The 25,120-nt window shown below is 72.5% G+C and carries 28 protein-coding genes; 10 read left to right on the top strand and 18 right to left on the bottom strand.

The window, feature by feature from the left end:
- Nucleotides 1–89 precede the first annotated feature (89 nt).
- Complete coding sequence (locus tag IE244_RS38275) at nucleotides 90–1,544, bottom strand: MFS transporter (RefSeq protein WP_191878184.1); 1,455 nt, start codon at nucleotides 1,542–1,544, stop codon at nucleotides 90–92.
- Nucleotides 1,534–2,256, bottom strand: a complete 723-nt coding sequence (locus IE244_RS38270; protein WP_191878183.1) for an SGNH/GDSL hydrolase family protein — start codon at nucleotides 2,254–2,256, stop codon at nucleotides 1,534–1,536. Before IE244_RS38270 ends, IE244_RS38275 begins: the two co-directional genes overlap by 11 nt.
- Nucleotides 2,257–2,446: 190 nt before the next feature.
- Here IE244_RS38270 and IE244_RS38265 point away from each other — a divergent pair, with 190 nt between their 5' ends.
- Together IE244_RS38265 and lnt are read left to right on the top strand one after the other, a co-directional pair.
- On the top strand, nucleotides 2,447–2,923 hold the full coding sequence (locus IE244_RS38265) for a nuclear transport factor 2 family protein (RefSeq protein WP_191878182.1): 477 nt from the start codon (nucleotides 2,447–2,449) through the stop codon (nucleotides 2,921–2,923).
- 174 nt (nucleotides 2,924–3,097) lie between these two features.
- Complete coding sequence (gene lnt, locus IE244_RS38260; RefSeq protein WP_191878181.1) at nucleotides 3,098–4,672, top strand: apolipoprotein N-acyltransferase; 1,575 nt, start codon at nucleotides 3,098–3,100, stop codon at nucleotides 4,670–4,672.
- On the opposite strand, the gene IE244_RS38255 is transcribed toward lnt, so the two are convergent.
- A complete protein-coding gene (locus IE244_RS38255; RefSeq protein WP_191878180.1) occupies nucleotides 4,590–5,501 on the bottom strand; it encodes a Gfo/Idh/MocA family protein in 912 nt (303 codons plus the stop codon). The two genes, lnt and IE244_RS38255, sit on opposite strands and share 83 nt — an antisense overlap.
- Entirely contained in the window at nucleotides 5,498–6,688 is a 1,191-nt protein-coding gene (locus tag IE244_RS38250; protein WP_191878179.1) for an FAD-dependent monooxygenase, read from the bottom strand. Before IE244_RS38250 ends, IE244_RS38255 begins: the two co-directional genes overlap by 4 nt.
- A gap of 80 nt (nucleotides 6,689–6,768) precedes the next feature.
- On the opposite strand from IE244_RS38250, the gene IE244_RS38245 reads away from it, so the two are divergent.
- The 3 genes from IE244_RS38245 (at nucleotide 6,769) to IE244_RS38235 (ending at nucleotide 8,514) form a co-directional block, all read left to right on the top strand.
- Nucleotides 6,769–7,359 carry a TetR/AcrR family transcriptional regulator gene (locus IE244_RS38245; protein ID WP_191878178.1) on the top strand — a complete coding sequence of 197 codons (591 nt, stop codon included), beginning with the start codon at nucleotides 6,769–6,771 and terminating at the stop codon, nucleotides 7,357–7,359.
- Between the two features lie 42 nt (nucleotides 7,360–7,401).
- Complete coding sequence (locus IE244_RS38240; RefSeq protein ID WP_191878177.1) at nucleotides 7,402–7,914, top strand: DinB family protein; 513 nt, start codon at nucleotides 7,402–7,404, stop codon at nucleotides 7,912–7,914.
- 114 nt (nucleotides 7,915–8,028) lie between these two features.
- Nucleotides 8,029–8,514 (top strand): hypothetical protein, encoded by a 486-nt coding sequence (locus IE244_RS38235; RefSeq protein ID WP_308436311.1) that lies wholly within the window; start codon nucleotides 8,029–8,031, stop codon nucleotides 8,512–8,514.
- A 43-nt stretch (nucleotides 8,515–8,557) separates the two neighbouring features.
- Here IE244_RS38235 and IE244_RS38230 read toward each other — a convergent pair whose 3' ends face one another.
- The 7 genes from IE244_RS38230 to IE244_RS38200 all read right to left on the bottom strand — a co-directional run bounded on the left by IE244_RS38230 (nucleotide 8,558) and on the right by IE244_RS38200 (nucleotide 14,597).
- Nucleotides 8,558–9,013, bottom strand: a complete 456-nt coding sequence (locus tag IE244_RS38230; protein WP_191878175.1) for a hypothetical protein — start codon at nucleotides 9,011–9,013, stop codon at nucleotides 8,558–8,560.
- A gap of 100 nt (nucleotides 9,014–9,113) precedes the next feature.
- Nucleotides 9,114–9,797 carry a uracil-DNA glycosylase gene (gene ung / locus IE244_RS38225; protein WP_191878174.1) on the bottom strand — a complete coding sequence of 228 codons (684 nt, stop codon included), beginning with the start codon at nucleotides 9,795–9,797 and terminating at the stop codon, nucleotides 9,114–9,116.
- 105 nt (nucleotides 9,798–9,902) lie between these two features.
- A complete protein-coding gene (locus IE244_RS38220; RefSeq protein WP_191878173.1) occupies nucleotides 9,903–11,480 on the bottom strand; it encodes an ABC transporter substrate-binding protein in 1,578 nt (525 codons plus the stop codon).
- Between the two features lie 187 nt (nucleotides 11,481–11,667).
- The gene (locus tag IE244_RS38215; protein WP_191878172.1) at nucleotides 11,668–12,432 is read right to left on the bottom strand and encodes an SDR family oxidoreductase; all 765 of its coding nucleotides are present in this window, start codon (nucleotides 12,430–12,432) and stop codon (nucleotides 11,668–11,670) included.
- A gap of 12 nt (nucleotides 12,433–12,444) precedes the next feature.
- Nucleotides 12,445–13,206 (bottom strand): 3-oxoacyl-ACP reductase FabG, encoded by a 762-nt coding sequence (gene fabG, locus IE244_RS38210; RefSeq protein WP_031174065.1) that lies wholly within the window; start codon nucleotides 13,204–13,206, stop codon nucleotides 12,445–12,447.
- Nucleotides 13,207–13,374: 168 nt separating this feature from the next.
- Nucleotides 13,375–13,824, bottom strand: coding sequence for a DUF3037 domain-containing protein (locus IE244_RS38205; RefSeq protein WP_031174064.1), 450 nt, complete (start codon nucleotides 13,822–13,824; stop codon nucleotides 13,375–13,377).
- Nucleotides 13,821–14,597, bottom strand: coding sequence for a HipA family kinase (locus IE244_RS38200; RefSeq protein WP_191878171.1), 777 nt, complete (start codon nucleotides 14,595–14,597; stop codon nucleotides 13,821–13,823). Before IE244_RS38200 ends, IE244_RS38205 begins: the two co-directional genes overlap by 4 nt.
- Before the next feature lie 179 nt (nucleotides 14,598–14,776).
- Between IE244_RS38200 and IE244_RS38195 the strand changes: the two genes are divergently transcribed.
- Nucleotides 14,777–15,301, top strand: a complete 525-nt coding sequence (locus tag IE244_RS38195) for a Rieske (2Fe-2S) protein (RefSeq protein ID WP_191878170.1) — start codon at nucleotides 14,777–14,779, stop codon at nucleotides 15,299–15,301.
- 6 nt (nucleotides 15,302–15,307) lie between these two features.
- On the opposite strand, the gene IE244_RS38190 is transcribed toward IE244_RS38195, so the two are convergent.
- Nucleotides 15,308–15,952: a cysteine hydrolase family protein gene (locus tag IE244_RS38190; protein WP_191878169.1), complete on the bottom strand. Its 645-nt coding sequence runs from the start codon at nucleotides 15,950–15,952 to the stop codon at nucleotides 15,308–15,310.
- A 114-nt stretch (nucleotides 15,953–16,066) separates the two neighbouring features.
- On the opposite strand from IE244_RS38190, the gene IE244_RS38185 reads away from it, so the two are divergent.
- Nucleotides 16,067–16,537: a pyridoxamine 5'-phosphate oxidase family protein gene (locus IE244_RS38185; RefSeq protein ID WP_191878168.1), complete on the top strand. Its 471-nt coding sequence runs from the start codon at nucleotides 16,067–16,069 to the stop codon at nucleotides 16,535–16,537.
- A 3-nt stretch (nucleotides 16,538–16,540) separates the two neighbouring features.
- Here the strand turns inward: IE244_RS38185 and IE244_RS38180 are convergent, their stop codons facing one another.
- A complete protein-coding gene (locus tag IE244_RS38180; protein WP_191878167.1) occupies nucleotides 16,541–17,443 on the bottom strand; it encodes a LysR family transcriptional regulator in 903 nt (300 codons plus the stop codon).
- Nucleotides 17,444–17,517: 74 nt separating this feature from the next.
- On the opposite strand from IE244_RS38180, the gene IE244_RS38175 reads away from it, so the two are divergent.
- Complete coding sequence (locus IE244_RS38175) at nucleotides 17,518–18,468, top strand: DMT family transporter (RefSeq protein ID WP_229854693.1); 951 nt, start codon at nucleotides 17,518–17,520, stop codon at nucleotides 18,466–18,468.
- A gap of 83 nt (nucleotides 18,469–18,551) precedes the next feature.
- On the opposite strand, the gene IE244_RS38170 is transcribed toward IE244_RS38175, so the two are convergent.
- On the bottom strand, nucleotides 18,552–19,883 hold the full coding sequence (locus tag IE244_RS38170) for an aminotransferase class I/II-fold pyridoxal phosphate-dependent enzyme (protein ID WP_191878165.1): 1,332 nt from the start codon (nucleotides 19,881–19,883) through the stop codon (nucleotides 18,552–18,554).
- A 69-nt stretch (nucleotides 19,884–19,952) separates the two neighbouring features.
- Here IE244_RS38170 and IE244_RS38165 point away from each other — a divergent pair, with 69 nt between their 5' ends.
- Nucleotides 19,953–20,633 (top strand): pyridoxamine 5'-phosphate oxidase family protein, encoded by a 681-nt coding sequence (locus IE244_RS38165; RefSeq protein ID WP_191878164.1) that lies wholly within the window; start codon nucleotides 19,953–19,955, stop codon nucleotides 20,631–20,633.
- On the opposite strand, the gene IE244_RS38160 is transcribed toward IE244_RS38165, so the two are convergent.
- The 3 genes from IE244_RS38160 to IE244_RS38150 form a co-directional block, all read right to left on the bottom strand.
- Nucleotides 20,615–21,592: a DMT family transporter gene (locus tag IE244_RS38160; protein ID WP_191878163.1), complete on the bottom strand. Its 978-nt coding sequence runs from the start codon at nucleotides 21,590–21,592 to the stop codon at nucleotides 20,615–20,617. The two genes, IE244_RS38165 and IE244_RS38160, sit on opposite strands and share 19 nt — an antisense overlap.
- Before the next feature lie 192 nt (nucleotides 21,593–21,784).
- A complete protein-coding gene (locus tag IE244_RS38155) occupies nucleotides 21,785–22,789 on the bottom strand; it encodes an EamA family transporter (protein WP_191878162.1) in 1,005 nt (334 codons plus the stop codon).
- Nucleotides 22,790–22,861: 72 nt separating this feature from the next.
- Entirely contained in the window at nucleotides 22,862–23,440 is a 579-nt protein-coding gene (locus IE244_RS38150; protein WP_373305827.1) for a Clp protease N-terminal domain-containing protein, read from the bottom strand.
- 276 nt (nucleotides 23,441–23,716) lie between these two features.
- Here IE244_RS38150 and IE244_RS38145 point away from each other — a divergent pair, with 276 nt between their 5' ends.
- Nucleotides 23,717–24,145, top strand: a complete 429-nt coding sequence (locus IE244_RS38145; protein WP_191878161.1) for a type II toxin-antitoxin system Rv0910 family toxin — start codon at nucleotides 23,717–23,719, stop codon at nucleotides 24,143–24,145.
- A gap of 89 nt (nucleotides 24,146–24,234) precedes the next feature.
- Here IE244_RS38145 and IE244_RS38140 read toward each other — a convergent pair whose 3' ends face one another.
- Nucleotides 24,235–24,861, bottom strand: coding sequence for a PadR family transcriptional regulator (locus tag IE244_RS38140; protein WP_191878160.1), 627 nt, complete (start codon nucleotides 24,859–24,861; stop codon nucleotides 24,235–24,237).
- Nucleotides 24,862–25,120 lie beyond the last annotated feature (259 nt).

Below are 25,120 nucleotides of genomic sequence, written 5' to 3'. Positions count from 1 at the left end.
GCGACGCCGGCTGCTGCGTGAGGGCGTGGCACAACGCGGACGTCCGGGCAGCGGGCCTGCCCGGACGTCGCTGCGGCCAGGCCCCGGGCTCAGCTCTGGGGCGCCGGCCGTTTCGGCAGGAGGAAGACGACCATGCCCGCTACGACAGCGATGACGAACGTTCCGAAGGACGCGACCGCGAAGGCGTGGCCGGCGGCGGCGACCCTGCCGACCGCCGCGGGATGGAACGAGCTGAAGAAGACCGCTCCGATCACGGCGACTCCCAGCGCTCCGCCGCACTGCTGGGCCGTGGACAGGACCCCTGACGCGACACCTGCGGACTCCGGCCTGACGCGGCTCAGCACCGTGTTGAGCGCCGGCGTGATGACCAGTCCGCCGCCCACGCTCTGCAGAACGAGGGTGGGAATCACGAGCAGCGGAGTGATACGCGGGCCGGACACCAGCAACAGGCCGGTCGCCAGATAGCCGCTCGCCAGTACGATCGCCCCCACCTCCAGAACGCGTCGTCCGTATTTCGGGATGACGCGGCTCGCCACCATGCTGAACAGGAAGAACGCGATGGCCGCCGGCGTATAGGCCAGGCCCGCGCCGAGCGCCGACATGCCGAGGCCTTGCTGCAACGTCACCGACAAGGCCAGGTAGTAGGAGTAGATCAGCGCGTACAGGGCGAGGACGAGAACGATCCCGAGCGCGAACGAGCGCTGTCTGAACAGCGTCAGCGGTACCAGCGGCTCCCCGCCCCGCCGTTCCAGGCCCCGCTCGATCACGACGAACAAGCCGAACGCGACCGCGCTGCCCGCGAAGCAGGCCCAGACCCACCCGGGCCAGCCTGCCTGCTGACCCTGAATCAGCGGGAGCACCAGGAGGAAGAGGGCCGCGCTGAGCACCAGGACGCCGGGCATGTCCAGTTTGCGGGTGGCGGCTGAGCCTGTCTCCGGCACATTGCGCACGGCGAGCAGGAACATGGCGATCCCGATCGGTACGTTCACCCAGAACACCAGGCGCCAGCCGGAACCGAAGAGGTCGGCACCGATCAGCAGCCCGCCGATGACCTGTCCGCCGATGGTGGCCATGCCCATGACGATGCCGAGCACGCCGTACACGCTGTGCCGCCTCGCCGCCGGCACCAGCACCGTGACGTAAGCGAACACCTGGGGGACCATCAGGGCGGCTCCCAGGCCCTGGATGACGCGTGCGGCGATCAGGCTGCCCGCGTTCGGTGAGAGCGCGCAGGCGACGGAGGACAGGGTGAACAGCGCCACCCCGAGGAGGAAGATCCGCTTGCGGCCGTACAGGTCGGCGAGGCGGGTGGCGGTGATGATGAAGACCGCGTAACTGAGCTGATAACCCGCCAGGACCCACTGGACGTCGCTGTCGGAGGCATGCAGGTCCGCCACGATCGAGGGGTCGGCGACCACGACGATGAACGAGTCGAGGACGGCCATGAACAGGGCGGTCAGGACGACCGAGATCGTCGTCCAGGGAATGGCGTCGGCTTTCGCGTCCGCTGACGGCCGACTGGCTGATCGCTGACTACTCGCCACGGTAAGAGACCTCGTTGTTCGTCGGGGTCCGCCCCTGCGTGGAACCGGGACGGCCTAGGGAAGCAGCCAGCTTCTTGACCACCTCGGCCGCCATGACGGCCTGACCCGAGGTCGAGAAGTGGATACGGTCCTCGCTGAGCAGGTTGCCTCGGTCGTTGACCGGGTGATCCCACATGTCGACCACGAGGGCGTCGTATTCGGAAGCCAGCCCGCGCACGATCTCGTTGACCGCGGCGATGCGTTCCGGCCAGTCGGGGAACACGGGGACGACATACGCCCTGCCGAGCGTGAACGTGGTCAGCAGGGCGCCGGTCCGCTTCGCCACGTCGTACATCTGCCGAAGCGTTCGTTCCGTCTCGGCGAAGTCCGGCCTGCGCCGCACGATGTCGTTGGCCCCACAGGGCAGGTGGAGCAGGTCCGGGGAGAACCCGGCCATGCGGGCCGCCTGGTTCTCCAGGGTCTGGGCGGTTGTCGCCCCGGCCTCGGCGAGGTTGAGGTACTCCAGCTCCGGCCGGACGGACCGCAGGACAGCGGCGACCCGGCCTGACCAGCCCTGGTCCTGGTAGCCCGGGGTGGGATCGCCGGTTCCCGCCGAAAGGCTGTCGCCGATGACGGCATACCTGGCCCACGGGGCCCCCGTCAGCAATGCCACGGCGTCCGAGTGCGCCAGACAGAACGGGTCGGTCGCCTCGGTGAGGAAGGGTTGCTCCATGCAAAAAAGCGTACAGTCGATCGTATGCTTTCTCAAGGGCGGTCCAGCGTTCAGCCGTCCGCCGTGGTGGCGTGAAGGCCGCCGCGGGGCCGGGTCCCGGCCGCCTCCCGCGCCACCGGACGTCCCGGTACTACCGAATGTCCCCGCGCGCCTCTTGGCTCCGCGCCCGCCATGCCCGACACTGTGCCGAATGACGCAGCGCGCGGAGCTGGCGACCGTGATGGACCGGCTGGCCGTCGACGAGCTGATCACCGCGTACGCGGTGGCGGTGGACGACGGCGACTGGACGGCGTACCGAGGCCTCTTCACGGCGGACGGGCGGGCCGACTACCGATCGGCCGGCGGCATCGAGGGCGGCGCGGGGCAGGTCGCCGGATGGCTCGCCGAGAGCCTGACCCTGTTCGCCATGCGGCAGCACCTGATCGTCAACCGCCGGCTGCGGTTCGACGTCCTGGAGCACGACACCGGCGACACCGCCTCGGTGCGCGCCGACTACCTGAACCCGATGCGGGTCGCCGCCGACGGCGGGCCCACGGCCCCCGACCTGGTGTGCGGCGGCCGCTACGCCTTCGCGCTGCTGCGCACATCGCAGGGATGGCGGCTGAGCGAGGTGGTGGTCGAGGAGAAGTGGCGCCGCCTGCGGGCCGAGAGTGCACCGGCTTCCTAGGGGCACGGGACCGGATCGGCATGCGGCTCCGCCGCGAGGGCGCGACCGGGCGCCCCGCCGCCCACACGCTCGACGACCACACGGTCCGGGTTCTGCCGCGCCTCGCTTCCCCACCCTGGAGGAGATCCCTCCGATCGCGCACACTGGAGCCAGCCCTGGGTACGGAGGGTCCGTATGAGGACGATCAACCGCTGGCTGACCTCCCCCTGGCGCCGCTCCTGCGCCGCCGCACTCGCGGGTGCCCTGCCGGTACTCGCCTTCCCCGCGCCCTCGCTGTGGTGGTTCGCGTACGTCGCCCTGGTCCCCTGGATCCTGCTGGCCCGCGCGGCACCGACCGGGCGGCGGGCGGCGTACGACGGCTGGTGCGGCGGCTTCGGCTACCTGGTGGCCGTGCACCACTGGCTGCTGCCGAGTCTGCACGTGTTCATCTTCCTGATCGCCGCCCTGCTCGGCACGCTGTGGGCGCCCTGGGGCCTGCTGGTGCGCCGCTTCCTCGGCGGGCGGCCCGGCCCCGGCCGGTGCGCCGCCGCACTGCTGGTGCTGCCGTCGGCCTGGCTGATCGTGGAGCTGGTGCGGTCCTGGCAGGGGCTCGGCGGGCCCTGGGGCATGCTGGGCGCCAGCCAGTGGCAGGTGCCGCCCGCGCTGCGGCTGGCCTCGGTCGGCGGGGTGTGGCTGCTCAGCTTCCTGATCGTGGCCGTGAACGTGGCGGCGGCCGCGCTGATGTCGGTGCGCGGGTCCCGGGTGCCCGCCGTGGCCTCGCTGGTCGCCACGGCCGCCGCGGCCTCGGCGGCGTGGGCGTGGGCGCCACGCCCCGAGACCGACGGGCAGGTGCGGATCGCCGTCGTCCAACCGGGAGTCGTGGACGGGCAGGACAGCGGCGACAAGCGGTTCGCCCGGGAGGAACAGCTGACCCGGCGGCTCGCGGGGCGGGGTGTCGACCTGGTCGTGTGGGGCGAGTCCAGCGTCGGCTTCGATCTGGACGACCGCCCCGACCTGGCCCGGCGGATCGTCGCACTGTCCCGTGAGACCGGCGCCGACGTGCTGGTGAACGTGGACGCCCGCCGCTCGGGCGAGCCCGGCATCTACAAGAGTTCGGTGCTGGTCGGCCCGGACGGTCCGACCGTCGACCGGTACGACAAGATGCGGCTCGTGCCCTTCGGCGAGTACATACCCGCCCGCTCACTCCTCGGCTGGGCCACCTCGGTCGGCAAGGCGGCAGGCGAGGACCGCAGGCGCGGCACCGAGCAGGTCGTGATGAACGTCGGGCACGGGCTGCGGATCGGCCCGCTGATCTGCTTCGAGACCGCGTTCCCCGACATGAGCCGGCACCTGGCGGAGGACGGCGCCGATGTCCTGCTCGGCCAGTCCGCGACCTCCACCTTCCAGCACAGCTGGGCACCGGAGCAGCATGCCTCGCTGGCCGCGCTGCGGGCCGCCGAGACCGGCCGCCCGATGGTGCACGCGACGCTCACCGGAGTCTCGGCCGTGTACGGGCCGGGCGGGCAGCGGCTCGGGCCGTGGCTCGGCACGGACGCGAGCGCCGCGCACGTGTACGACGTACCGCTCGCGCACGGCGTCACGCCGTACGTCCGCTACGGCGACTGGCCGGTGCACGGCGCACTGCTGGTGCTGGCCGCGCTGTGCGCCATGGAGGGCGCGCGGGCGCTCAGGCTGCGGCGAAGCGGTCCCGAACCGCTCGTACCACCCGCTCGCACAGCTCATGGGTCGCCAGCGCGTCCCGGGCGCTGAGCAGCTTGCCGGCGCGCACGGCGTCGAGGAAGGCGAGGATCGCCTGCTCGATCCCGCGCTGCCGGGCCACGGGCACCCAGTCGCCGCGGCGGCGTACCGTGGGCTGGCCCTTGTGGTCGATGACCTCGGCGAGGTTGAGCACCTGGCGCTTGGTGTCCTGTCCGGAGACCTCCAGGATCTCCTCCGCGGAGCCGCTGAGCCGGTTCATCACCCCGAGCGCGGTGAACCCGTCCCCGCCGAGCTGGAGCACCACGTGGTGCAGCAGCCCGCCCTCGACGCGGGCGCGCACGGTGACGTCGTCCACCGGGCCGGGCGCGAGGAAGCGCAGGGTGTCGACGACGTGGATGAAGTCGTCCAGGATCATCGAGCGGGGCTCCTCGGGCAGCCCGATCCGGTTCTTCTGCAGGAGGATCAGTTCGCGCGGGTGCTCCAGGCACTGGGCGTAGCCGGGCGCGTACCGGCGGTTGAAGCCGACGAACAGGGAGACCCCGCGCTGCTCGGCGAGGCGCACCAGCCGCTCGGATTCGGCGAGTTCGTAGGCGAGCGGCTTGTCCACGTAGGTCGGTACGCCCGCTTCGAGCAACCGGGTGACGATCTCGGGGTGGGCGGGGGTCGGCGCGTGCACGAAGGCCGCGTCGAGGCCGGCGCCGAGCAGGGAGTCGAGCGTGGTGTGCCGCTGCCCGGCCGGCAGGTGCAGGGTGTCCGCGACCCGGTCGAGGGTGGCGGGCGTACGGGTCTGCAGGTGCAGCTCGACCCCCGGCTGCATGCCCAGCACCGGCAGATACGCCTTCTGCGCGATGTCCCCGAGTCCGATGCAGCCGACCTTCACGTGCTCTCCCTCTTCCGCTCGCCCGTGTGCGCGTCCCCGGCAGCATACGGGGGTCGCCAGTCGGCGATGCCGTCGAAGCCGCGCAGGAAGAGAGCGGGTCCGGCCTTCGACAGGGCGGCGATCGCGGTGTTGCGTACGGCGATGGCGGCCGGGTTGCCGGTCATGTTCAGGCGGGCGGCCTTCACGGCCCGGCGGGCGACGGCGGTGGTGCGCGGAAGGCGGGCGGCGGTGTAGGCGGCGAGGTCATGGGCGTGGTGGGCGAGGACGACGGCGTCCTCGACGGCCTGGTTGCCGCCCTGGCCGAGGGTCGGCGGCATGGCGTGGGCGGCGTCGCCGAGGAGAGCGACCCGGCCCGAGTGACAGGCGGGCAGGGGCGTGGCGATGTGGTGGACGTCGTGCCGGAGGACGTCCTCGGGGCGGGCGGCGGCGAGGACGGCCGGGATGGGGTCGTGCCAGTCGCCGAACCGGCGCAGGAGTTCGGCCTTCTCGTCGTCCGGCGCCCGCCCGCCGGCGGGTGTCACGGCCGCCGCGTAGGCGTAGACCCGGCCGCCCTTGACCGGATGGGTGCCCCAGATGCGGCCCCGGCCCCAGGTCTCGTGCGAGGCGAACTCGACGCCGGGCAGCGGGATCAGTACCCGCCAGGTCGTGAACCCGGCGTACACCGGACCGGGGTGCGCCGGGAACAGGGCGCGGCGCACCCGGGAGTTGACGCCGTCCGCGCCGACCACCAGCTCGGCCTCCAGGTCCTGCCCGCCGACGCTCACCCGGGCGGGCCGCCGGCCGTCGCCGGGGTCGGTGAGGACCGCCGTGGCCGCGGTGCGGACGGCAGCGGGCGGGAGCAGGGCGGCGAGGCGGTCGACCAGGGTGGCCCGGGGCAGCAGGACCAGCGGGCCGCCGAAGCGGGCGGTGGCCGCCTCGGCGCCGGCGCGGGACAGCCAGCGCCCACCCGGGGTGCGCAGGCCGCCGTCCCCCTGCCAGGCGGCGAGGTCGCGGATCTCCTCGCCGATGCCGAGGACGTCCAGGGCGCGCAGGGCGTTCGGGGCGAGGGAGAGGGCGGCGCCGACGGGTTCCAGGGAGGGGGCCCGCTCCAGCACGGTCACGTCCCAGCCCCGGGCGTGCAGGGCCGCCGCCGAGGCCAGTCCTCCGATTCCGCCGCCGACGACGACAGCGCGGGCCGACTGTGCCATGACTCCTCCTGACCCCACTCACTACACCTGTAGTGAGTGGGACTGTACTACAGCCGTAGTGGCGCCGGTAGGGTCGCCTCATGCCCGTACGCGTCTCCAGTGCCTCCCGTGCCGCCCTCGTCGCCGACACCGCGCTCACCCTGCTCGCCGAGCGCGGGATGCGCGGGCTGACGCACCGCGCCGTCGACGAGGCGGCCGGCCTGCCGCCGGGCTCCACCTCGAACGTGGCGCGCACCCGGCAGGCGCTGCTGGAACTGGCGGTACGACGGCACGCCGAGCGCGAGGCCCGGGTGCTGGACGCGGCCGAGATGCCGGATCCGAGCGGCGGAGCCGACGCGCTGGCCGACGGGCTGTCCCTCGCCGTCCACCGCTCCCTGACCCAGGGGCGCGACCTGCTGATCGCGCGCTACGAACTCGCCCTGGAGGCCACCCGCCGCCCCGAGCTGCGGGCCTTCTACGACCGGACGGGTGCGGTCTTCAGGGAACAGCTGGCCGCGATGCTCACCGCGGCGGGCTCGCCCGACCCGCACCGGCATGTGCTGTCCCTGGTCGCGTGGGCGGACGGGCTGTTGTTCTCGTGTGTGGCGGGTTCGTTCAGCGCCGAGGTGCCAGGACGGGAGGAGATCCGCGGGGGACTGCGGGAGTTGCTGGCCGGGATGCTCGGCCGGTGAAAATCGCCGCTGGATCCCCCGCGTTTCGGCGAGGATACGGACATGACAATCGAACGTCGAGAGCCCGCCCTGAGCGCCGGTGAACGCGAGATGCTGGAAGGCTGGCTGGACTACCACCGCAGCACCCTGGCCTGGAAGTGCGAGGGGCTGACCGACGCACAGCTGCGAACGAAGCCCCTCGAACCCTCCGAGCTGTCCCTGCTGGGCCTGGTCCGCCATCTGTCGGAGGTGGAGCGGTTCTGGTTCCACGAGGTCCTGCTGGGCGAGGACCCGGGCACCCTGTACTGCACCGAGGAGGACCCGGACGGCGACTTCCATGTCACCGAGGCGGACACCTGGGAGAAGACGCACGCCACCTGGCAGGCCGAGATCGAGGCGGCCCGGGGCAACGCCGCCGGGCTCTCGCTCGACGACTTCTCCCGGGGCAGGAGCAGGTCCACCGGGGAAGCCTTCAACCTGCGCTGGATCTACACCCACATGATCGAGGAGTACGCCCGGCACAACGGCCACGCCGACCTGGTCCGGGAACGGATCGACGGCGCCACGGGCGACTGAGCGTCACCTCCGGTACACGGGAATCCTCCGCACGGGGCACGAGATCACCCGTGCGGGGGCCCGACGTCGTCTCCCTGCCGCCAAGGCGGGGCACGACCGAGCAGAGTGGCGCGGGTGCATCGAACGACGACCACCGCAGCGCTCCTGGCCACCGTGGCCGTCTCGGCCCTCTCCGGCTGTGTGACGGTACAGCGCCCGGCGGCACCCGCGCCGCCCCGCGACACGGCCGCCTCGCTGCCGACGGCACCCCGCCCGGACGGCAGCGCGGCACCCCGCGTGGTGCAGGCACCGGCCCGGGAGGCACTGGAGATGACCGGCCCCTCCCGGCATCCGAAGCGCCCGTCGCCGACCCCCTCGCACCACCGGCCGGAGGCGGCCCCGCCACCGCCCCCGCCGACGCATCGGCCCCCTGCCGCCCCCGCCGCTCCCCCACGCCGGCGCACCCACCCCGAGCACCACCGGCGCGCGCGCCCCGACACCCCGGGCCCGGGCCACCCCGTACCCGCGACCCCGGACGTGTGCGCCCTCGGCAGGAAGTACGGCGGCTGGCGTTCGGACAGCCCGGAGTCGGTGATCTGCGACCAGACGTACGGCCACTGAAACGCCCGGCCGCAGCCGCACGCCGGCACGGCCCGGCAGGCTCTCAGGCGCCCTCGCCCAGCCGCAGCTCCAGCCGCCCGATGGCAGCCCGCACCCCGTCGCCGTACCCGTCGTCGGCCAGCGCGCCCGCGGCCGCCCGCGCCCGGCGCACATGGCTGCGGGCGGCGTCGTCACGGCCCAGCTTCACGTAGTCGGCCGCGAGATTGAGATGCAGGGAGGGGAGGAATCCCCGCACGCCCAGCGCGGCTCCCCGCTCCTCCGCCGCCGACAACGCCCTGAGGTCCCAGGCGAGTTCGTCCTCCGGGTCGTCCTGGGTGTCCGCGAGATAGTGGGCGAGGGTACAGCGGTGCAGCGGGTCGCCGGCCTCGCCGATCTCCGCCCACAGGTCCAGGAAGCGGCTGCGGGCCTCCTCGCGGTCGCCCCCGTGGTGGAGCATCACGACCTGCCCGATCCGCGTCAGCATGGGATCCAGTGCCGCTTGCTCCTGCCGCTCCGTCACCGCGTCCTCCGGGCCGTCGTCGGTTGTCCGCTCCCGACGCTAACCGGCTCCGCGAGTTTTGCGGGTCAGGCGGCGCCGTTGCGCTTCGGGCCGGTGGCCGTCAGGCCAGGTTCGGGATGCGCCAGTCGACCGGCGCGTGCCCCTGCGCGGCGATCGCCTCGTTGATCTGGGTGAACGGGCGGGAGCCGAAGAACTTCTTCGCGGACAGCGGCGAGGGATGCGCGCCCTTGACCACCACGTGCCGGGTCTCGTCGATCAGCGGGAGCTTCTTCTGCGCGTAGTTGCCCCACAGCACGAAGACCGCCGGATCGGGGCGGGAGGCGACCGCGCGGATGACGGCGTCGGTGAACTTCTCCCAGCCCTTGCCCTTGTGCGAGTTGGCCTCCCCGCTGCGGACCGTGAGGACCGCGTTGAGCAGCAGCACGCCCTGCCGGGCCCACGGCATCAGATAGCCGTTGTCCGGGACCGGCAGGCCCAGCTCCTCCTTCATCTCCTTGTAGATGTTCCGGAGCGAGGGCGGGGTCTTCACCCCGGGGCGGACCGAGAAGCACAGGCCGTGGCCCTGTCCCTCGCCGTGGTACGGGTCCTGGCCGAGGATGAGAACCTTGACCTGCTCGTACGGCGTCGCCTCCAGCGCGGCGAAGACCTCCTCGCGGGGCGGGTAGACGGGGCCGTTCGCCCGCTCCTCCTCGACGAACTCGGTCAGCTCCTTGAAGTAGGGCTGCTGCAGCTCGTCGCCCAGAACCCCGCGCCAGGACTCGGGCAGCATGGCGATGTCGGTCACGTCAACGTCCTCACGGTATCGATCAACTACGGCCTGCGGTCACTTCCAGGCTCAGAACCTACAGGCGACCACTGACAATCGGTGCCGCGAGAGCCGCTCGCCCCCTCACCAGCTGGTCTTGCGGTGCAGCGTCCACATCATCATGATCGTCGACGGGTCGAGGGCCTGTTCGCCGCCGGAGATGTCGTCGTTCGCGGCGACGAACTGCCTCCCCTGCCACAGCGGGATCAGCCGGGCGTCGTTCACCAGGATCTGCTGGGCCTGCTCCATGTCCTTGACCGTCTGGGCGCGGTCGCTCTCCGCGCGCGAGTGGGGCAGCAGCTGGCCGGTGATCTCCTTGGACGGGTAGGGCGTGCCGAGCGCGTTGTGCTCGCCGACGAACGGGGCGATGAAGTTGTCCGCGTCGGGGAAGTCCGGGAACCAGCCGCGGCCGAACACCGGGTACTCGCCCTTCTGGTAGCCGACCACATAGGTCTTCCAGGGACGGCTCTTCAGCGTGATGGTGAACAGCCCCGAGTCCTCCAGCTCCCGCTTCAGCTCCTGGAACATCAGCGCGGTCTCGGAGCCGTAGCGGTCGGTGGTGTACCAGAGGGTGAGCGGGACGCGCTGGTGGACCCCGGCGTCGGAGAGGATCTTGCGGGCCTTGGGCACGCTCGGGTCGCCGTAGTCGTCGAAGAAGCCGGTGGTGTGCCCGGTCAGGCCCTTGGGGACCATCGAGTACAGCGGGTCGACCGTGTCCTTGTAGACCTTGTGCGCGATGGCGCCCCGGTCGACGATCTGGGCGACGGCCTTGCGTACGGCGGGTTCCTTGGCCCAGGGGTCCTTGGGGTTGAACACCAGGTAGCTGATGTCGGTACCGGCGCCGTCGACCAGCTGGAGGTCGGTGGTGTCGTGCTGCTGGAGGGCGAGGATGTCGTCGGCGGCGAGACCGCGGTAGGTGACGTCGATCTGCTTGTCCCGCAGCGCCTTGACCATGCCGGCCGAGTCCTGGAAGTAGCGGATGGTCACCGCGTCGTTCTGCCTCTTGGCGAAGCCCTGGTAGTTCTCGTTGCGGACCAGGACGGCCTGCTTGTCCTCCTCGTACGACTGGAGCTTGTACGGACCTGAGCCGTACACGCTGTCGTCCTTGCGCAGGGAGCGCGCGGGGTAGTCGTCCGGGTCGACGATCGACATGGCGGGGGTGGCCAGCACGAAGGGGAAGGTGGCGTCGGACTGGTTGAGGTGGAAGACGACGTCGCGGTCGCCGAGCGCCTGCACCCGGTCCAGGCTGCCCAGCAGGCCGGCGGGTCCGCCGGGGGCGTTGATGGCGCGGATGCGGTCGATGGAGTGCTTGACGGCCTGGGCGTTCAACGGGTCGCCGTCGGCGAACTTCATGCCCGCGCGCAGGGTGCAGCGGTAGGTGCGGCTTGAGGAGTCCGCGAACGAGCAGCGCTCGGCGGCGTCGGGCTGGGGCGTGGTGGCGCCGTTGGGGTAGGCGAGCAGCGTCTGGAAGATGTTGCGGTACAGCTCCCACGAGCCGTCCCAGGCACCGGCCGGGTCCAGCGTGCTGGGCGCGCTGGTGGTGCCCACGACGATCGGCCCCTTGCCGTCGCTGTCACCGCCGGACAGGAGACCGCATCCGGCCACCAGGGATATGGACGCGATCGCCGCGACTCTCCGCAGGAATCGGTTCCGGTTGAACACGCGCACGCTCCTCGATCTGCCATACCAAGGGTCGGCAGACCATACCGCAGCGTTCGGGCCCCTGAACCTCCCCGGAAACGGGGCTTCTTGATCGACTTCGCCATGACGACGTTGTCATTCCGCTGTGCGGACTCTCCGGGGCCTCCCGGGCGCCGATCCGTCCGAAAATCGACGCCCGGGAGGTGGCTCACACCCCGGCGTTCAGGAAGATACCGCCGTCCACGACCAGCGTCTGACCGGTGATCCAGTCGGACTGCCCGGAGGTGAGGAACGCGGCTGCCCCGCCGATGTCGGAGGGCACGCCGAGCCGGCCGAGCGGGTAGGCGGCGGCCGCCTCCTCCTCGCGGTTCTCGTAGAGGGCCTGCGCGAACTTGGTCTTGACCACGGCCGGTGCGATCGCGTTGACCCGCACCTTCGGCGCGAACTCGTGCGCCAGCTGCTGGGTCAGGTTGATCATCGCGGCCTTGCTGACGCCGTAGGCGCCGATGAAGGGCGAGGGCGCGAGGCCCGCGATGGAGGCGATGTTGACGATCGCGCCGCCGTTGTCCTTCTGCCAGGCGTGCCAGGTCTTCTGGGCGAAGCCGAGCGCGGAGATCACGTTGGTCTCGAAGACCTTGCGGGCGACGTCCAGGTCGAGGTCGGCGATCGGGCCGAAGACCGGGTTGGTGCCCGCGTTGTTGACCAGGAAGTCGACGCGGCCGAAGGCCTCCATGGCGCGCTCGACGGCCTCGGCCTGGTGGTCCAGGTCGTGGGCCTTGCCGGCGACGCCGATGACCCGGTCCGAGCCGAGCTTCTCGACGGCCTCCTTGAGGGCGTCCTCGTTGCGGCCGGTGATGCACACGCGGTCGCCGCGGGCGACGAGCGCCTCGGCGACGCCGTAGCCGATGCCGCGGCTGGCGCCCGTGACGAGGGCGGCCTTGCCCGACAGCTCGGGGAGTTCAGCGGAAGTCATGTACCCGTTCCCTTAGTTGAGCGGTCCGCCGGCGACGTACAGCACCTGGCCGGAGACGAAGCCGGCGGCCTCGCCGGTGAAGAAGGCGATGGCGTTGGCGATGTCCTCGGGCTCACCGACGCGCTGTACCGGGATCTGGGTGGCGGCGGCCTTCTTGAAGTCGTCGAAGTCCATCTTGACGCGGTCGGCGGTGGCCTTGGTCATCTCGGTGGCGATGAACCCGGGGGCGACGGCGTTGGCGGTGATGCCGAACTTGCCCAGTTCGATGGCGAGGGTCTTGGTGAAGCCCTGCAGGCCCGCCTTGGCGGCGGAGTAGTTGGCCTGGCCGCGGTTGCCGAGCGCCGAGGAGGAGGAGAGGTTGACGATCCGGCCGAAGCCCGCGTCGACCATGTGCTTCTGGACGGCCTTGGTCATCAGGAAGGAGCCGCGCAGGTGGACGTTCATGACGGTGTCCCAGTCGGAGACGCTCATCTTGAACAGCAGGTTGTCGCGCAGCACGCCCGCGTTGTTGACCAGGATCGTCGGGGCACCGAGCTCCTCGGTGATCCGGGCGATGGCCGCCTCGACCTGCGCCTCGTCGGAGACGTCCGCGCCGACCGCGATCGCCTTGCCGCCGGCGGCGGTGATCTTCTCGACGGTGTCCTTGCAGGCGGCCTCGTCGAGATCGATCACGGCGACGGCACGGCCCTCGGCGGCCAGCCGTACGGCGGTGGCGGCGCCGATGCCGCGCGCCGCGCCGGTGACTACCGCGACCCGCTGTTCAGTGGTGGACATTGCTGCTTCTCCTCGCCCTTGAGAGAACCTGGCGCCCCTGGAGAAAGCCTGCGGCGGCTCTTCCGGGGGCTCTGTGGTGCGGTGAGCGACCGCTTAGTACCTTCAGCACACGTGACGCTAGAAGCCCTGGCACCCGGTGTCAACGGCACACCGGGTCCATGTGATCCATTACCTCACCAGGAGGTCCAGCAAGCGTTCCGTCTCGGCCGCCGGGTCGCTGGTCAGTCCGGTGTGCACGGGGCCGGGCTGCACGATGGTGGAGCGGGGCGCGATCAGCCAGCGGTAACGGCGTCCGGCGTCGTCACCGGCCGCCTGCCCGGCCTCCTCGCCGCCCGCGCAGTGACGCTCGATCGCACCGAGCGCGGCCCGCACCCCGGCGACGTCCGCGTCCGGGTCGAGCGCGAGCAGCCGGGCCTCGTCCAGATGGGTGCGGGCGCCGACGTAGCCCTGGGCGCGGCTGTAGACGACGACGCCCGCGTTGATGCACTCGCCGCGCTCCACCCGCGGTACGACCCGCAGCAGCGCGTACTCGAACACGTCCCGGTCCCCGCCCTGGCCCGCCCGGGTGATGTGCCGCTCGGTGACATGGCCGGCCATGTGGATATGGGTCTGGCTCACTTGCCCTCCTCCGGTCCGAAGCCGATGCCGGTGATGCGCTCGGCGATGACGGCGGCCCGGGACAGCAGCGGCCGCGCATAGGCCCGCCGCAGGTCGTCCGGGGTGTCGAAGCCGGGCTCGTCGGCGAGCCAGGCGTCGGGAATCTCGGCGGTGACCTCGGCCAGGAGGTCCTCGGTGACCCGCGGCGCCAACTCGGCCGCGGCGGCGCTGACGTCCGGGGCGAAGCGGGCGAGGGCGTGGTCGCCGGCGTCGTAGGGGCGGGCCGCGGAGGCCTCGGCGGAGGGCCAGTTGTGGTGCCAGATCATCGTCGCGCCGTGGTCGATGAGCCAGAGCTCGCCGCGGTGCACGAGCAGGTTGGGGTTGCGCCAGGAGCGGTCCACGTTGTTGATCAGCGCGTCGAACCACACGATCCGGCCCGCTTCGGCGGGGCCGACCGGGAAGGCGAGCGGGTCGTAGCCGAGGGCGCCGGAGAGGAAGTCCATGCCGAGGTTGGTGCCGCCGCTGGACCTGAGCAGGTCCTGCACCTGCTGCTCGGGTTCGCCGAGGCCGAGGACCGGGTCCAGCCGGACGGTGGCCAGCCGGGGCATCCGGAAGCCGAGGCGGCGGGCGAGTTCGCCGCACACCACCTCGGCGACCAGTGTCTTGCGGCCCTGTCCGGCGCCGGTGAACTTCATGACGTAGGTCCCGAAGTCGTCGGCCTCGACGAGTCCCGGCAGCGAGCCGCCCTCACGCAGGGGCGTGATGTAGCGGGTCGCGGTGACTTCCTTGAGCATCGCCCCAGGCTACTGGGATCGGACCGGGTTGCCGGGCGGGGCTCACAGCGGGCCGACAGCTGTGGCTCACGGCGGCCTCAGGCCGGGGCGGCAAGGATCTGGGTGCCCGTCTGAACGGGCGGCGCCCGGGCGCCGTACCCCTGGACGGATCACGACAAGCTCCGCGGAAGGAAAGCCACATGACCAGCGCATCGCCCCAGCCCGCCACCGGACCCGCTCGCCGTACCGTCGTGGCGGCGGCCGGAGCGGCGGGGCTCGCCGCCGCGCTGACCGCCTGCGGTTCGGGCGACGACTCGTCCGGTGCGGCCGGCAGCGGATCCGGTTCCTCCACAACGGCGGGTACGACCGGCTCGACCGGGTCCACGGGCGGCACCGGCTCCACGGCGGGCTCGCAGAGCGGCGGCGGCTCCGCCGGCGGCACCGCGCTCGCCAAGACCTCCGACATCCCCGAGGGTGGCGGCAAGATCTTCAAGGACCAGGGCGTGGTCGTCACCCAGCCGACGGCGGGCACGTACAAGGCGTTCTCGTCCAAGTGCACCCACCAGGGCTGCGCGGTGGGCAGCGTGGCGGACGGCGTGATCGTCTGCCCGTGCCACAAGAGCCACTTCTCCGTCGCGGACGGCAGTGTGAAGCAGGGGCCCGCGACCCAGCCGCTGCCCGCCGCCAAGATCACGGTCTCCGGCGACGAGATCAAGCTGGCCTGAGCGCTCTCAGGCCCGCCGGCGCGGCCGTTCGAGACAGCCGAGCACTTCGTCGGTGGTCGCGATCGTGGCGACCAGCGCGAGGGTGTGCCGGATCATCGCCGGGGTGTAGTCGGCGGGCACCCCCGCGATGGCGTCGGACGGGACGACGACGGTGTAGCCGAGGTTGACCGCGTCGAACACCGCGTTGGGTATCGCCACGTTGGCGGAGACACCGGTGACGATCAGCGTGCGGCAGCCGAGGTTGCGCAACAGGGCGTCGACGTCGGTGCCGTGGACCGGGGACAGGCCGTGCAGCCGGCGGACGACGAGGTCCTCCTCGCCGACCTCGATCGGGGGCGCGACGCGCACCGCGGTGGTACCCGACAGCTGCTGGACGGGGAGCCGCCGCGCGGCACGGAACAGCCGGGCGTTGCGGCTCGCGCCCCGGCCGTCCGGGCGGCGCTCGGCGATGGCGTGGACGACCTGGACCCCGGTCTGGTGGGCGGCGGCGACCAGCCGGGCCACGTTGCGCAGCGCACCGGAGGAGCGGGCCTCTCGGGCGAGTTCGGGCAGTGCGCTGTCCGGTCCGACGACCCCCTGCTGGCACTCCACGGTGAGCAGGACGGTGCTCACGGGGTCGAGGAGTTCGCTGAGCTGTTCGTACGACGGCATGGCGCGCCCCTTCGAAGCTGTGTGGAGCCGACCCGTTCTCTTTTCTGACGTGATGTCAGAGGATCAACAGGACACGATAGTTCTCTGGCACGACGTGGGAGAAGAGGGGGCTGCATGACCGTCACTGAGCAACGCCGGGGCCGCAAGATCATGATGACGCCCGGCGAGCTGGACGAGTTCCTCACCGGCCAGCGCACCTGCCGGGTCGCGACCGTGTCGGCGGACGGCGCTCCGCATGTCAGCGCGCTCTGGTTCGCCTGGGACGGCACCTCGCTGTGGCTGTACTCGGTGGTGCAGAGCAGGCGCTGGGCGCAGCTGCGCCGCGATCCACGGGTGGCCGTCGTGGTCGACTCGGGCGAGGATTACGACCAGTTGCGCGGTGTCGAGCTGTCCGGCCGGGTGGAGTTCGTGGGCGAGGTGCCGCGCACCGGTGAGCTGTGCGCCGAACTCGACACGGCGGAGACGCTGTTCGCGCGGAAGAACTTCGGTCTCGACGAGATGCCGCACGACGGCCGGCACGCCTGGGCCCGGCTGACCCCGGAGAAGATCGTCTCCTGGGACTTCCGGAAACTGGGCGGGGCGTAGGGCTCAGCCCAGTTTCCGCGCGGCGGTGCGCAGGGCGTCGACCGCGGCCCGGATCGACGGGCGGCGGTCGGCGTCCGCCCGCCACACGACGTACACATGGCGGCGCACCCGCTGGGTGAGCGGCACCAGGACCACGCCGTCCGGGACCGGGTGCCGGCCCAGCAGCGGGGCGATGCACACGCCCAAACCCGAGGCGACCAGGCCGAGTTGGGTGTGGGTCTCGCCGGCGCGGTGGCCGACGATCGGCTCGACACCCTTGGACCGGAGCGTGAACATCAGCCACTCGTGGCAGAACTCACCCTCACCCCAGGTGATCCACTCGTCCTCGGCGAACTCGGTGAGGTCCACCTCGTCCCGGCCGGCCAGCCGGTGCCCCACAGGCATGGCCACTTCGGCCGGGTCGTCGAGCAGGGGCGCCTTGACCAGGCCGTCGGGCACCGGCATCGGCTTGTTGTACCAGTCCAGGACCACCGCGAGATCCAGATCGCCCCGGACGACGCCGGCGATGCCCTGCTCCGGCTCCAGTTCGCTGGAGCGCACGCGCAGCCCGGGGTGCCCGGCCCGCAGTGCGCCGAGCGCGGCCGGGAAGAGTCCGCGCGCGGCGGTCGGGAAGGCCGACAGCCGCAGTTCGCCCACGACCTGCCCGCGGTGCGCCTCCAGGTCGGACTCGGCGAGCTCGACCTGGGACAGGATGCGCGCCGCGTGCTCCGACAGCAGCCGGCCGGCGTCCGTGAGCCGCACCCCCCGGCCGTTCTTGGCGAGGAGCTGCTGGCCGACCTCCCGCTCCAGCTTGCCCAGCTGCTGGGAGACGGCGGACGTGGTGACGTGCAGCGCGTCCGCGGCGGCGCTGACCGAGCCGTGCCGGGCGAGGGCGTCCAGGGTGCGCAGGCGCTCAAGACTCAACATGTAAGTGATTCTAAGAGGTACTCGGTGAGAAGTCTCGATTGTGCTACGAGGTTGCCTCCGGCATCGTTGACGTCATGAGCACGGCCACCACCGCCCGGACCCAGTCCCCCGCCCCCGCCCGCCCCCGCACCCGTCTCGACTGGCGGCTGCGCTTCGGTGCGCTGTCCCTGATCTGGGGCTTCAGCTTCCTGTTGATCAAGGTGGGCACGCAGGGGTACGCGCCCTTCCAGGTCACCCTCGGACGCCTCGTGTTCGGTACGGCGGTCCTGGCGGCGGCGATGGCGGCCAAGCGGGAGAGGCTGCCGCGCGGGGCCCGGCTGTGGGGGCACATGGCGGTCGCCGCGTTCTTCCTGAACGCCCTGCCGTTCTCCCTGTTCGCCTACTCGGAGCTGACCATCCCGTCCACGCTGGCCGGCATCTGCAACGCGACGTCACCGCTGTGGGGCATGGCCCTGTCGCTGGTCGCCCTCTCCGAGGACCGGCCGACCCGGGTCCGTGTGGCCGGGCTCGGACTGGGCTTCCTGGGCGTCCTGACGGTGCTCGGCGCCTGGCAGGGGTTCCACGGGCTGGACGCCACCGGTACGGCCATGGCCCTGCTGGCGTCGCTGAGCTACCCGGTGGGCTGGATCTACGTCCGGCGGACACTGGCGGGATCGGGCAACTCCCATCTGTCGATGACGGGGGCGCAGCTGTTGCTGGCGACGCTGCAACTGGCCTTCGTCACACCGGTGTTCGCCGGTTTCCCCACGCATGTCGCCCTGGTGCCGCTGCTGGCGGTCGCCGCGCTGGGGGCGTTGGGCACGGGGCTCGCGGTCCTGATCCAGTACGGGCTGGTCGCCGAGGTGGGGCCCACGACCGCGCAGATGGTCACCTATTTCATTCCGGTCATCGCCACGGGCGCGGGTGTGGCGATCCTCGGGGAGTCACTGCGGTGGACCACCCCGGTGGGAGCGGTGATCGTCCTGGCGGGGGCCGCGCTCACTCAGGTGCGTCGCGCTCCGCGGATGCGGCGCAAGGACGCCTGAGAGGGAAGCGCCCGGGGTCCGTGCGCGCCTGCCGCCCGGATGCGGCCTGCTGCACCGTCCCCCGCCCCTTCCTTCCGGCGCCGCTAGCCGTAGACGCGGGCCGGAGAGGGGCGCACGGCCGCTGCCACCGCCTCGGCCAGCGGGGTGATGTCCCCCTCGGTGAGGGTCGAGACCGTGATGCGGATGCCCGGCGGAGAGGCCAGACGGAAGCGGGCCCCGGGGGCCACCGCCCAGCCCGCCTGCAGCAGGCGGGCCACCGCGCCGGTCTCGTCGGGCACCGGGATCCACACGTTCATGCCGCTGCGGCCGTGGGCGACGACCCCGCGCTTCGCCAGCGCGTCGACCAGCGCGTCTCTCCGGGCGCCGTACGCCCCCGCCACCGCCACCCGGTCCACCGCGCCCTCGGCCCACAGCCGGACCACGGTCCGCTGCAGCAGCAGGCTCACCCAGCCGGGGCCCAGGCGCTGGCGGCCCCGCACCCGGTCGACGGTGACCGGGTCGCCGGCGAGGACGGCCACGCGCAGGTCGGGGCCGTAGGCCTTGGAGGCCGAGCGGACCACGGCCCAGTGGCGGGTGACGCCCGCCAGGGGGTGCAGCGGGAGGTCGACGATGCCGTGGCCGTGGTCGTCCTCGATCAGCAGCGTCTGCGGGTGCTCGCGCAGGACCGCGCGCAGGGCACGCGCGCGCGTGGCGGTCACCGAGGCGCCGGTCGGGTTCTGCGCGCGGTCGGTGACGATCAGGGCGCGGGCCCCGGCCTCCAGGGCGCGGCGCAGGTCGTCGGGGTTCGGTCCGTCGTCGTCCACGCCGACGGGGACCGTACGCAGCCCCAGCGCGGGGACCAGGTCGAGGACGCTGCCCCAGCCGGGGTCCTCGACGGCGACCGCGTCCCCCGGCCTCAGGTGCGCGACGAGCAGCCGCTCGATGGCGTCGAGGGAGCCGGACGTGACGGTCAGCGGGCCCTCGGGTACGCCGTCGGCGTCGAGTTCGGCGCGGGCGACCCGCACGAGCTCCGGGTCGACCGGGTCGTCGCCGTAGAGGACGGGCCGCCGGTCCGCTTCCCGCGCCGCCGCGGCCAGGACCGCGCCGAGGCGGGGCAACAGGGCCGGGTCGGGGTTGCCGGTGGCCAGATCGCGGCCCCCGGCGGGTACCTCCACGCGCAGTTCCTCGCGGCCGGTGGTGGCCGGTTTCGACCGGATTCGGCTGCCCCGCCGGCCGGCCGTCTCGATCACTCCGCGCTCACGCAGGGTGCGGTAGGCGGCCGCGACGGTGTTCGGATTCACGCCGAGCCGGACCGCCAACTCCCGCATGGGCGGCAGGGATTGACCCGCCCGCAGGTCACCGATGCCGACCGCGCGCTCGACGCTGGCCGCGATCTCCGCCGCGCCACGCCCTTCGATGGGATACTCTCCTAGCACAAAGACCATTATGCACTAGTGCAATATCGACCGCCAGTGCTCGCCATCGCTCGCCACGGAGGGACCGTCATGCAGGGGACGACCGAGGACACGCAGGCCGCCGCCTACACCCCGACCGACCGCACCATTCCCACGCGTTCCGCGGACCGCGCGGCGTACGACAAGGAGCTGGTGCACGCGATACTCGACGAGGGGTACGTGTGCCATCTGGGCTTCGTCCGTGACGGGGCACCGGTGGTGCTGCCGACGCTGTACGGCCGGGTCGGCGACCGGCTGTACGTGCACGGGTCCACCGGTTCCCGTCCGCTGCGGATGGCCGGCGAGAGCGACCCGGGCCTGCCGGTGTGCCTCACGGTCACCCACGTGGACGGGCTGGTGCTGGCGCGCTCCGCCTTCCACCACTCCATCAACTACCGCTCCGTGGTGGTGCACGGCGTCGCCCGCGAGGTCACCGACCCCGAGGAGCGGCGGACGGCCCTGGACGCCCTGGTGGACCATGTCGTCCCGGGCCGCGCCGCCGACTCCCGGCCCGCGAACAAGAAGGAGCTGGCCGCCACCGCGGTGATCCGGCTGGACCTGGACGAGGTCTCGGCCAAGGTCCGCACCGGCGGCGCCAACGACGAGCCGGAGGACCTCGCGCTGCCGCACTGGGCCGGCGTCGTCCCGCTCCGCAAGGGCTACGACGCACCGGTGCCCAACGCCGACCTGGCGGCCGGCGTCGAGCTGCCGGACTACCTGATGGCCCGGTAGGTCCCGGTCCGGGCCCGGACCGGAGCCGGCTCCCGGCGGCCACCCCCGCGGGCCTCGCTCACGGCGAGGCCCGTGACCGCGCCGAGCAGGAGCAGGGTGCCGGCCGCGGTGGACGCGGTGAGCCGCTCGCCGAGCAGGACCACGGCGAGCACGGCCGCGGTCACCGGTTCCAGCAGCATGATCACGGACACGGTGGCGGACCGCACGACGGCCGCCCCGGCGAAGTACAGGGCGTACGCGAGGGCGGTGGGCACTGCGGCGATGTACAGCACCAGCCACAGCAGCCGGGCGGGGTGGACGGTGTGCGGGAGCAGGCCCTCGTGCAGCGCGAACGGCAGCAGGCACAGGCCGGTCACCGCGAACGCCCCCACGGTGGTGTCCGACGCGTCGGCGCTGCCGCCCCTCCCCCACCAGCGGGTCAGCAGGGTCATGGCGCCGTAGCCCGCGGCCGAGGCGAGCGCCAGGAGCACGCCCGCGGGCCGCACCGTCGCGGCCGAGCCGCCGAAGGTCAGGACGGCCAGCCCGGCGAGCGCCCCGGCGACCGCCAGCACTCCGCCGGCACCGAGCCGTTCCCCGAGCAGCAGCCGGGCGCCGAGCGCGATGAGCACCGGGCCCGCGCCGAGGGTGACGACGGTGGCCACGGCCAGTCCGGTCGACCCCACGGCGGCGAAGTACGCGGTCTGGAACACCGCCAGACCGAGGCCGGTGGCGAGCGCCGTGCCGGCCCTGCGGACCAGGGGTTCGGCAGTGGCCGGGCGGACGCGCGGGCGCAGCCCGCGTCCCGCGAGCAGCAGGACGAGGCCGAGCGCGCAGCGCCAGAAGGACAGTCCGAAGGCGCCCATGTCGCTGGTCCGGTAGACCAGGGAGGCTGCGGCGCCGGCGGTGCCCCAGGCGGCACCGGTGATGATCAGGTAGAGCAGGCCACGCCCGACGGGCAGGCCGGAGACAGCGTTCGTCAAGGAATTCTCTCCGCAGGAACGCACCCAGGGGTGCGGAAGTTCGAGGGCGGCCCGCTTCAGCGGGGCGCGCGGACTTCATCTGCGGGCAGCACCGTCCGGCCCGGCGCTCCCGCGCAGGGCTGGTGTCCCGGAGGCCCGCCTCAGGCGGCCGGAGGCGGAAGGACGAGTGCGTTCGACGGCATGACCGGGACCTTATGCGGCCGTACCGCGGGCCGACAACTCACGTTCGGCCCCGCCCGCGGCCACCGGCTCGGCGGAACCCCTGGCGGGGGCGGAGGACTGGGCGATGAAGGCGCCGGCCAGGACGACCGCGCCGCCCGCGACCTGCGGCGCCGAGAGGTGCTCGCCGAGCAGCACCCAGGCCAGCACGGTCGCGATGACCGCCTCCAGACAGGCGACGACACCGGCGACCTGCGGGGACAGCCGGCGCACCGAGAGCACACCGGTGACGTAGGCGACGACGGTGGCGACCAGCACGATCCAGCCGAGCAGGGCGAGGGCCGGTACGGCGGTGCCGTTCAGATGCGCGGAGCCCGTGAGCACCGACCAGCGCATGCTCCAGGGGCGGGCGACGACCGTCAGGACGAGGGCGCCGACGAGCAGGCCGTAGGCGATCACACCGAGCGGGTCCGGTGCCTCGTCGCCCGCGTCGCTGCCCTGGTCGGCCAGGACGAAGTAGCCGACCTGGCAGCACGCGGCGCCGAGGGCGAGCAGCAGGCCGAGGGCGTCGAAGCTCAGCCCCGACCAGACCTCCACCACGCAGGCGAGGCCGCCGGCGGCGAGGACGACGCCGAGCGCGGCGGCGCGCGTCACGGGCCGCCGCTGCACGAACCGCACCCAGCCCAGCACCAGCGCCGGAGCCAGGTACTCGACGAGCAGCGCCACGCCCACCGGGATCCGGGAGAGCGCGGCGAAGTAACAGGCCTGGACCCCGGCCACGGCGAGCAGTCCGAACCCGGCGAGCAGCGCGGGACGGCGGCGCGGCAGCGCGCGGTGCCGCACGGCGAGCGGCAGCATGACGAGGGCTGCGCCGGCCACCCGCAGCCAGACCACGTGGAGCGGGTCGAGTCCCGCCTCGATCAGCGGCTTGGCGGCCACTCCGGACCCGCCGAAGGCGAGCGCCGAGGCGAGTGCGAGACCGAGCCCGACGCCCTTGCCGCGGCTGCCCTGACTGCTGTCTGACGTATGCACCGGCACATGATGGCAGGCGACGACATGAGCGTCACCCCTGTTGACACCTGTCTCAGGGGCTGGACGTGCGGGACCGTCTCAGCAGGGCGTGCCGCTGTCGCCGGCGTACTCCCCCGCGCCCGCGTCGGCCCGGGTGTCCAGGTCACGGATGCCGGCGCGGCGCAGGACCTCGGCGGCCCGGGACTCCGGGTCCGCGGTGAGGGCGGCCAGGAGGTCGACGCCGTGGACGCGGGGCTCGCCGCGCAGCCGGGCGCGCTCGCGGGCGTCGGTCAGTGCGGCGGCCGCGGTGGGCGACCAGCCGGCGGTGTCCCTGGGGTCACGGGCGTCGTGGACGGCCGCGACGGGGACCACGGCCAGCGCACCGGAGTCCTCCACGCTGCCCTGCCAGCGCAGTCCGTAGCCGATGCTGCGCTGCACGAGGTAGCCGAGCAGCCGGGCGAGCTGCGGCGGCCCGCCGACGGCGGCGCGGGCCTCGGGGTCGTGTTCCAGGAGGGAGTGCAGCAGATGGGCGGTGTCGGTCTGCCGGTCCCCGTCCCGGACGGCCCGGCGGCGGGCACCGGCGACCACCGCCGCCAGCTCGGCACCGAGCGCGGCATCGTCGTCCATGGGCGCGGCCGCCTCGTCATGGGCGGTCCAGCGGGCTGTACGGGGTTGCACATCCCCTACCCCATCAGTCTCAGCAGGCCGGGGCATCCACGAGCGGAACCATCTTCGCGTCCCACGCAGAGTGGACATCGCCGACCGGGATCTCATCCTCAAGGAGGAGACGTGGCCGGTCCGGCCCAAGGGCAGGCGCCGCCTCGCGCCGGGCAGGCCGCGCGCACGCCACGACCCGACCACGCCTGACGGTTCATCAGTATTGAATGTTCGCGCCCCTGCGGCTACGTTCCGCGACACCGTAGCCCGCTACGCCCGATCCGAAGAGGTGGTCGCATGGCCGAAGTCAGCGCGGAGGCACGCATCGAGGCGCCGGCCGAGAAGGTGTGGGCCCGGCTCACCGACTGGTCGTCGTACGGAGAGTGGAACGCCACGCACACCGGCTTCCCGCAGGGCGGGCCGCAGGCTCCGGCCGTGGGCGGGACGTTCCAGGAGAACATGAAGCTGATGGGCTTCCCGGCCGAGGTCGACTGGACCATCGAGGAGCTGGAGCCCGCGCGGGTGTTCGCCATCCGCGGCAAGGGTCCGATGGCGGTGACGGTCGCCACCCGCTACACCCTCATCCCTGACGGCGACGCCACGACCGTCCGTATCGACGGAGAGTTCACGGGAGCCGCGGTGTCGCTGATGGCGGGCAAGCTGAAGGACTCGGCGACGGCCGCGCTGAACGAGTCGCTGCGCAAGCTGGCCGGCCTGGTCACCTGAGCCCCGGCGGGCCGGGCGCACGAAGGCGCCCCGCGCGGATCACCACGCGGGGCGCCTCACCCGCCGGCGAGCCTCAGTGCCCGCAGGCCTCAGTGCTCGTCGGCGAGGATCAGATACAGCTTCTTGCGGGCTTCGTTGATGACGACCAGCGCCTTTTCGCGCTGCTCCTTGCTGCCGGTCTTCCAGACCTGCCCGAAGGCCTCCATCAGACCGACGCCGGCCTGGCGGATCTCACCGAGCGCCTCCCAGTCGACCCCGCGCGAGGCCTCCTCCCAGGGGGCGTCCGGACCCTCCTCGGCCACACCGCGCCCGTCCTCGGTGAGGGTGAACAGCTTCTTGCCGCCCTCGCTCTCACTGGCGATCAGCCCCTCGTCCTCCAGCAGCTGGAGCGTGGGATAGACCGAGCCGGGGCTAGGCTTCCAGGCGCCGCCGCTGCGTTCGGCGATCTCCTGGATCATCTCGTAACCGTGCATGGGGCGGTCTTTCAGCAGGGCCAGGATCGAGGCCCGCACATCACCGCGCCGGGCCCGCCCCCTCGGGCCCCCGCGCCCGCGGGGTCCCCAGGGACCGGAACCGAATCCGGGTCCGCCCGGGCCGAAGCCCGGACCCCCCGGACCGAAGGGCCCGAAGGCGGCCCGTCGCCCGTCGAAGCCGCCCATGCCGCGCGGGCCGCGGCCCTCGTGCCGGTGTCCACGCTCGAATCCGTGGGTACGCATCGCACTCACTCCATTCCATCGATGATCTGTCACGTCTGCATCGCGTATCGTTCGCGATGCCTCAACGATATATCGGGACCGATCGCGTGACAAGGCCCTTCCCGAGGGAGGGCGACCCTTGTCGTCCGAGGGAGGTCTGTGACAGCGAACCCGAGCCGACTTCAGTGGGTCACCGCGGGTGGGACGGGCCGTTGTACAGGCTCCCGGCGTAGCGGGAGAGCGCGCCGTCACGCGACCTGCGTCGGCCGCGGGGACGCCG

It is taken from the genome of Streptomyces filipinensis (assembly GCF_014649495.1).
Classification (GTDB): domain Bacteria; phylum Actinomycetota; class Actinomycetes; order Streptomycetales; family Streptomycetaceae; genus Streptomyces; species Streptomyces filipinensis.
The sequence above is the reverse complement of the archived record's forward strand: the minus strand, read 5'-3'. Positions and strand labels throughout refer to the sequence as shown.

Excerpts from the sequence above, each read along its gene's own strand:
- IE244_RS38270 (WP_191878183.1), bottom strand. The coding sequence starts at position 2,256 with ATGGAGCAACCCTTCCTCACCGAGGCGACCGACCCGTTCTGTCTGGCG.
- IE244_RS38265 (WP_191878182.1), top strand. The coding sequence starts at position 2,447 with ATGACGCAGCGCGCGGAGCTGGCGACCGTGATGGACCGGCTGGCCGTC.
- lnt (WP_191878181.1), top strand. The coding sequence starts at position 3,098 with ATGAGGACGATCAACCGCTGGCTGACCTCCCCCTGGCGCCGCTCCTGC.
- IE244_RS38250 (WP_191878179.1), bottom strand. The coding sequence starts at position 6,688 with ATGGCACAGTCGGCCCGCGCTGTCGTCGTCGGCGGCGGAATCGGAGGA.
- IE244_RS38245 (WP_191878178.1), top strand. The coding sequence starts at position 6,769 with ATGCCCGTACGCGTCTCCAGTGCCTCCCGTGCCGCCCTCGTCGCCGAC.
- IE244_RS38240 (WP_191878177.1), top strand. The coding sequence starts at position 7,402 with ATGACAATCGAACGTCGAGAGCCCGCCCTGAGCGCCGGTGAACGCGAG.
- IE244_RS38215 (WP_191878172.1), bottom strand. The coding sequence starts at position 12,432 with ATGACTTCCGCTGAACTCCCCGAGCTGTCGGGCAAGGCCGCCCTCGTC.
- fabG (WP_031174065.1), bottom strand. The coding sequence starts at position 13,206 with ATGTCCACCACTGAACAGCGGGTCGCGGTAGTCACCGGCGCGGCGCGC.
- IE244_RS38200 (WP_191878171.1), bottom strand. The coding sequence starts at position 14,597 with ATGCTCAAGGAAGTCACCGCGACCCGCTACATCACGCCCCTGCGTGAG.
- IE244_RS38195 (WP_191878170.1), top strand. The coding sequence starts at position 14,777 with ATGACCAGCGCATCGCCCCAGCCCGCCACCGGACCCGCTCGCCGTACC.
- IE244_RS38190 (WP_191878169.1), bottom strand. The coding sequence starts at position 15,952 with ATGCCGTCGTACGAACAGCTCAGCGAACTCCTCGACCCCGTGAGCACC.
- IE244_RS38185 (WP_191878168.1), top strand. The coding sequence starts at position 16,067 with ATGACCGTCACTGAGCAACGCCGGGGCCGCAAGATCATGATGACGCCC.
- IE244_RS38180 (WP_191878167.1), bottom strand. The coding sequence starts at position 17,443 with ATGTTGAGTCTTGAGCGCCTGCGCACCCTGGACGCCCTCGCCCGGCAC.
- IE244_RS38175 (WP_229854693.1), top strand. The coding sequence starts at position 17,518 with ATGAGCACGGCCACCACCGCCCGGACCCAGTCCCCCGCCCCCGCCCGC.
- IE244_RS38165 (WP_191878164.1), top strand. The coding sequence starts at position 19,953 with ATGCAGGGGACGACCGAGGACACGCAGGCCGCCGCCTACACCCCGACC.
- IE244_RS38145 (WP_191878161.1), top strand. The coding sequence starts at position 23,717 with ATGGCCGAAGTCAGCGCGGAGGCACGCATCGAGGCGCCGGCCGAGAAG.
- IE244_RS38140 (WP_191878160.1), bottom strand. The coding sequence starts at position 24,861 with ATGCGTACCCACGGATTCGAGCGTGGACACCGGCACGAGGGCCGCGGC.